This is a genomic window from Nocardioides sp., assembly GCF_035697785.1.
Classification (GTDB): Bacteria; Actinomycetota; Actinomycetes; order Propionibacteriales; family Nocardioidaceae; genus Nocardioides_B.
In genome coordinates, this window is the sequence record NZ_DASSCL010000054.1 from 1 (window position 1) to 6,627 (window position 6,627).

At 71.0% G+C, this 6,627-nt stretch carries 3 protein-coding genes; 1 reads left to right on the plus strand and 2 read right to left on the minus strand.

Translation table 11 applies throughout. The annotated features are described in order from the left end of the window. On the minus strand, positions 1 to 5,399 hold a 5,399-nt coding region (locus tag VFH10_RS05755; RefSeq protein ID WP_325126849.1), incomplete at its 3' end, for a carboxyl transferase domain-containing protein. 253 nt (positions 5,400 to 5,652) lie between these two features. Further along, positions 5,653 to 6,309 (minus strand): TetR/AcrR family transcriptional regulator, encoded by a 657-nt coding sequence (locus VFH10_RS05760; protein WP_325126851.1) that lies wholly within the window; start codon positions 6,307 to 6,309, stop codon positions 5,653 to 5,655. 94 nt (positions 6,310 to 6,403) lie between these two features. On the opposite strand from VFH10_RS05760, the gene VFH10_RS05765 reads away from it, so the two are divergent. Continuing rightward, a partial coding sequence (locus VFH10_RS05765) for a biotin carboxylase N-terminal domain-containing protein (RefSeq protein WP_325126853.1) occupies positions 6,404 to 6,627 on the plus strand: 224 nt, incomplete at its 3' end.

Here is a 6,627-nt window from a genome sequence, read left to right on the forward strand (position 1 = left end):
GGGATCACCGCGTCGACCGAGCCGACCTCCACCGCCCGGTGGATGTCGTGGATGCCGTCGAACTCTGCCGCGACCTCGCTGATCTTCTCGGCGCGGATCGAGGTACGCAGGGCGGCCTGCTCGGCGCGGAGGCGGATCCGCTCGCCGTTGCTGGACGACGCGATCTGTTCGTCCAGAGCCTTCATCGCCGGCGACGCAGCCGTGCGCTTGTCGACCTCGCCGGTGAACACCACCGCGGCTGCCGGGGCGCCACCGATGACCGAGGCGTAGGAGCCCTCGACCGCGAGCACCGTCATGTTCGGGTTCAACGCCTTGGAGAAGACCACGAACGCCCCGCCGTGGTAGCGGGAGATGACGCAGAAGACGATCGAGCCGCGGAAGTTGACGATGGCGCGGCCGATCTCGGCGCCGTACTCCAGCTGCAGGTTGCGCATCGACTCCGGCGAGCCGTCGAATCCCGACAGGTTGGCCAGTACGACGAGGGGCCGGTTGCCGCTGGCCGCGTTGATCGCCCGCGCCGCCTTCTTCGACGACTTCGGGAACAGCGTGCCGGCGGTGTAGGACTCCGGGCCGTCGGTGGGCGGGAAGCCGCTCCGGCGTACCGACCTCGACTCGATGCCCAGCAGGCACACCGGGTGACCGCCGACGTGGGCGTCCTGGACGACCGCCGTGTCGGCCTCGGCCATCCCGGCCCAGCGCTCGAGCACCGCGTGATCCTGGTCGGCGACGGCACGCATCACCGTGCGGATGTCGAACGCCTTCTTGCGGTCCGGGTTGGACTCCGCGGAGAAGATCTCCCCCACGGTCGTGAAGTCGCTGCCCTCGACGGAGTGCGGGAAGGAGGAGATGTCCCGGTCGGCGGGGTCGGCGGACGCCACCTTGCGCGGACCCACCTCCCCCGGCACGACGTAGGTGTGCTCGTAGTGCGCCATCAGCACGCCGATGGCTCCGGCCAGGTCGGGCGCCCAGTACTGCGCCTGCCCGTTGGGGCCCATCACCCGGTCGTAGCCGCCGATGCCGTAGTTGTCCTCGGCCGAGACGCCTCCGGAGAAGTCGAGCGACTGCTTGCCGGTGAGTACCATCGCGCTCTCCGGGGTCATCACCAGGATGCCCTTGGTGTGCATCAGCATCGTCGCCTCGGCGTTCCAGTACGGCTGCGCACCTACGTTGATCCCCGCGACCACGACGTTGATCTCGCCGCCGGCCTGGGTGAACTCGACGATCCGGCGCAGCGCCCTGGCCACCCAGTCCATGTTCTCGGTGCCGGAGTCCATCGAGATCCTCGCGCCCGCGGAGACGGCGAACCACTCGACGGGCACCTGCATCCGCTCGGCCAGGTCGAGCGCGGCGATGACGCGCAGACACTCCTGCTCGGCGACGGAGCCCAACGACTTCGTCGGGTCGCCGCAGAGCACGACGCGCGTCACGCCCTCGGGATGCAGCGGTGTCGGCGTGGTCACCACCGCGGTGATGATGCCGGCCTTGTTGAGCCCGAACGGCCGGTCGACCGGGACGAGCACACCGGAGGGATCGAGGTCGTGCTCCACGACCGTGCCACCGCGACCCGCAAGGACGCCACTGAGCTCGTAGGGGTAGACCAGCCCCCGCCGGCGCGACCGCACCACCTTGGAGGCGTAGTCGTCGAGCGGCTTGAGCAGCTCGGTCGGCGGCTCCTCGACGGTGTGCGTGACGCCGGAGCCGGGTTGGGCACAGAAGCGCACCGCCATCGGGAGCGGCTCCCCGCCGGGGTTGGCCACGCGGCCCTGCGCGACGACCTCCTCGACACCGGCGCCGTCGGTCAGCGGGCTGATCTTCGTGCCCAGCGTGCCCAGGGCGTCGAGGTCGAGGTCGACCACCGGCCAGACGGTGACCCAGACGTGGTTCAGGTCGAGCTTCGCGCCGTCCGACCCACGAGCCACGCGCTCGCGCCGAATCGCCTCGAGGCACTTCTCCACCGCGCGCTCGGCGTGCGGCAACGCGCTGATCGTCCCGTCCTCGTCACGTACGACGGACATCTGCCGCACCTGCGCCAGGGCGACCAGACGTCGGTCGGACGGGTTCTCGGGGGCGACGCACTCGTAGAGGAGCACGTCCTCGGGTGCCTCCACGCGGGTCACGTGGAAGTTGCGCAGCCGCCACAGGTCGAGGCGACGTCCGACCATCGGGTGCACCCCGCGGATGAGGTCGTCCTCGACGAGGGACCCGTCCGGCCCGGGCCGGAAGACGAAGTAGCCGACCGGCCGGTCGGTGTCGGAGCAGACGGCGACACAGATCCGCCGTACATCGCGTGCCAGCGGCAGCTCGGACAACAGCGAGCGCAGGGTCTCGCTCGCCTCGTCCGAGGAGAAGGGCGCGTCGGACCAGTGCAGGTAGAGGTCGAGGACGGCCTCCTCACGGGCGTCGCGTGCCTCGACGTGCGACCTCACCGAGGTGACGAGGTCGGAACCGTCGACCAGCTCCGCCACCGTGCCGATCGACGAGACCAGGCGGGTCGGCCGCTCGTCGAGGGTGTAGCTCGCGACCACGGCGGGCCGAGCGTCGGTGTCGAAGGTGTGCAGGTCGTGCAGGTCATGCTCGCGGTAGTGGCGCCGCGCGAGGATCTCCAGCATCGGCTCCCGCGCAGGGATGCCCCGCTCCAGCCGCTCGGCCAGGAAGCCGACGATCTGCTCGGGGATGGCTGCGAGGGCCTCGATGCGTTCGGTCCGATCGCCACCGGTCGGGAGATCTGCGAGCGCGGTGAGCTCGTCACGCACGCCGAGCAGGACGTCCTTGCGCTCCGCGTCCACCGCCGGCTGGTCGAACCATCGGAAGCGGACGCTGCGGGCGAGGTCGCCGACCGCCGGGTAGCGCTTCTGCGGCACCCGCCCCAGCCGCTCCAGTACCGCACGGGCGTGCGCTGCGAGCGGCCCGACCGGCGGCGCCCCCCTGCTCCAGGAGCCGAGCAGGGCGGACACGAGCGCGACCTCGGGAGTGGTCCGCTGCTGCGCCAGGAAGATCCGGAAGACCGCGGCCTCCAGCTCGGGCGTGCGGTCCAGCGTGTCGACCCCGTAGTGCCGCAGCACCCGGGTCAGCCGCTCCCGGAACTGCTCCGGCAGCCCGCCGCGGTCCGCGTCGAGAGTCTGCAGGAAGGTGTGGAAGTGCTCGCGCGAGCTGTGCACCCGCAGCGCGGTCTCCCGGTCCTCGTCCACAGGACGGTTGCGGCTCAGCTCGGCGAGGTCGGCGAAGGTCTCCAGCAGCGACACCTCGTCGGCGATCACCGTCTCGGGGTCGGCGGCGTCGCGTACGGCGAGGTACTCCGAGAGTGCGGCGTCCTGGTCCTCGGGCGGTACGTCGTAGCCGAGCACCACGGCGCTCAGTGCGGACAGCGCTCGGGCCCGTCGCGCCGACGGTTCGAGGGCATCGCCGATGGGCAGGTCCACCCCCTGCTCCGGGGCGACCTCCTCCTCGACCGCGCCTCCGAGGCGCTCGAGCCTGACCAGTGCGGTGCCGGTGTCGACCTGGCTGCCGGTGCTGACGAGCAGCTCCTTGACGCGGGCGGGGTACGGTGCGCGCAGCACCGTCTCCATCTTCATCGACTCGAGCACGACGACTCCCGAGCCGGCCTCGACCTCGTCGCCCACGGCGACGGGGGTGGCCACGACCAGCGCCGGCGCGACCGAGCGGACCACGCCGCCCTCGTCGCGGCTCACCCGGTGGGCGACGCCGTCGACCTCGACGAACGTCGTGGGTCCGTGCGTGGCGGTGACGACGGCGTGCCGCCGGCCACCGACGACCAGGCGCCGGCGTACGTCGTCGACGTGCTCCCGATGCACCTCGACCGTCCGGGTCTCGGAGCCCGACGAGACGCTGACCCGGAAGTGGTCAGGGCCGGTGTTGACCGTCGACAGCTGGTAGGACACTCCGCGCAGCCTGAGCTCGATCGGCTGACCCGCCTCGTGCGAGGCAGAGGGGCGGCCCCCGCGCGCGGTCTCGAGGAGCCGCGCGGTCTCGGTGCCGACCCGGTCGAGGTAGGCCTCGATGGCGGCCGCCACCAGCGCGATCCCGGCATGCTCGTGGGAGACCAGCCGGCCCTCGGCCCGCACCCGGTCGATCCAGCCGGTGTCGGCCCATCCGCCGGCACCGCTCACGACCTCGGGCTGGCCCAGCAGGTCGAGCACGAAGCTCTTGTTGCAGGCGCCGCCCTCGATCACCACGGTGGTCGAGCTCATCGCACGGCGCAGCCGCGCGAGCGCCTCCTCGCGGGTGCGTCCGTGGGCGATGATCTTGGCGATCATGGAGTCGAAGTCGGGCGGGATCGTGTCGCCCTCGGCGACACCTGTGTCGACGCGGACGCCTGCGCCGGCCGGCAGGTCGAGGTGCTCGATGCGGCCGGGAGAGGGGGCGAAGTCTCGGTCGGGGTCCTCGGCGTTGAGGCGCGCCTCGATCGCATGGCCGGTCTCGGTCGGCCGGTCCCCTTCGAGGCGTGCGCCCTGTGCGACGTGGAGCTGGGCCTTGACGAGGTCGAAGCCGGTGGTGGCCTCGGTGATCGAGTGCTCGACCTGCAGCCGGGTGTTGACCTCGAGGAAGGCGAAGGTCCGCTCGCCGGGGTGGTAGAGGAACTCGACCGTGCCGGCTCCGACATATCCCACCGCCAAGGCGAGCCGCTCGGCCGAGGTCTTGAGCTCCTCGACCTGCTCCTCGCTGAGCAGCGGCGAGGACGACTCCTCGATGACCTTCTGGTTGCGCCGCTGGATCGAGCAGTCGCGGACGCCGAGTGCCCAGGCGGTGCCGTGGCTGTCGGCGATCAGCTGCACCTCGACGTGGCGGGCGCCGGTGACCAGGCGCTCCAGGAAGACCGTGCCGTCACCGAAGGACCTCAGCGCCTCGTCGCTGGTGCGCTGGAAGGCGTCCTCGAGATCCTGGGCGGACGCGACCATCCGGATCCCGCGACCGCCGCCACCAGCGCTCGCCTTGAGCATCAGCGGATAGCCGATCTGCTCGGCCGCGGTCAGTGCGTCGTCGAGCGTGTCGACGGCGCCCCGGCTCCAGGGCGCGACGGGTACGCCGACCTGCTCGGCCAGCAGCTTCGAGCCGATCTTGTCGCCGAGCTGCCGCATCGCCTCCGCGCTCGGCCCGACGAAGGTGATGCCGTGCTTGTCGCACAGGTCGACGAAGTTCGGGTCCTCGGCGACGAAGCCCCAACCGGGCCAGACGGCGTCCGCACCGGTGTCGAGCAGCGCCTGCTCGAGGACGGCCAGGTCGACGTACGGCCGGTTGGCCGCGGGTCCGAGGTCGTAGGCGAGGTCGGCCTCGCGCACGAACATCGCGTTGGACTCGCCCGTGGTGTGCAGCGCCACGGTCTGGATACCGGCATCATCCGCGGCCGCATTGAGCTCGCGAACGGCGTGGAGCAGCCGCATGGCCGACTCACCACGGTTGACGATCGCTAGACGACGAAATGACACGAGGAACCCTTCAAGTTTGACGCTGCAAACGCGAGGCTGATCTCGCGTTACTGCCTACAGTGTCACGGATCGTGGGTTACTCGCGAGTTCGTGCAGAGCTCAGGCGGTGTGAGGTGCGGCCGATCGAGGGCCGTTGTCCGCCGCTTCTGCGGCCGGTGACCCGGCGGTGGGTCGTCGCCGAGGACGCACGGACGTCAGCCCGCCACCCTCAGGAGGGCGTGCGCTTCTTCGCCGCCTCGGCCTCGGCGGCCATCAGGTAGCCGGTCACCAGCGTCTTGAGCTGTACGACGGCGTCGGGGTGGGACTGGCCGTCGCGGATCGAGAAGTTGAGCATCGAGTAGGTCACGTGGATGAGCACCTCGGCGATGGTGTGCCGGTGCTCGATGTTCGAGCCGGGAGTCAGCGGCGCCAGCAGTCGGGTCACGTCCGCCGCGAGCGCCCGCTCGTGCTCGGCGGCGATCGCCCGCGTCGGCGGCGTGGCCTGCATGGCCAGCCACACGGCACGGCGTGACGGGTCGGTGCGCCACAGCGCGGCCAGGTGGTCGAGCAGCTTCTCGAGCAGCTGCGCCCAGTCGAGCGAGGGGATCTCGGCGGCGAACTTGGCCAGCTCGTCCTGCACGTTGACGGTGTCGAGCCGGTCGAGCTCGCAGATGATGGCGTACTTGTTGCCGAAGAACTGGTAGAGCGAGCCGATCGGCACGCCAGCGCGGAGCGCGACCTGCTCGGAGGTGAACGCCTCGAAGCCCACCTCGACCAGGAGCGCACGGGCCGCGCGCAGGATGTCGTCGAAGCGACGCCGGCTGCGCTCCTGCGACGGCCGCCGCCGCGGCAGGAAGTCCGCGGGGTCGTGCGTCTGCGTGGTCACACCTACACGTTACTTGAGGGTAGACCCGAACCGCCCCCATCCACGCCTCGTGCGCCACGGTCCGCCCACCCGGTCCCCGCACTAGCCTCGACGCATGTTCTCCAAGATCCTGGTCGCCAACCGCGGTGAGATCGCCATCCGGGCCTGTCGCGCCGCGACCGAGCTCGGCGCCAGGACCGTCGCAGTCTTCCCGCACGAGGACCGCTGGTCCGAGCACCGGATGAAGGCCGACGAGTCCTACGAGATCGGTGAGCGCGGCCACCCGGTGCGCGCCTACCTCGACCCGGACGCGATCGTCGAGGTGGCCGTCCGGTCGGG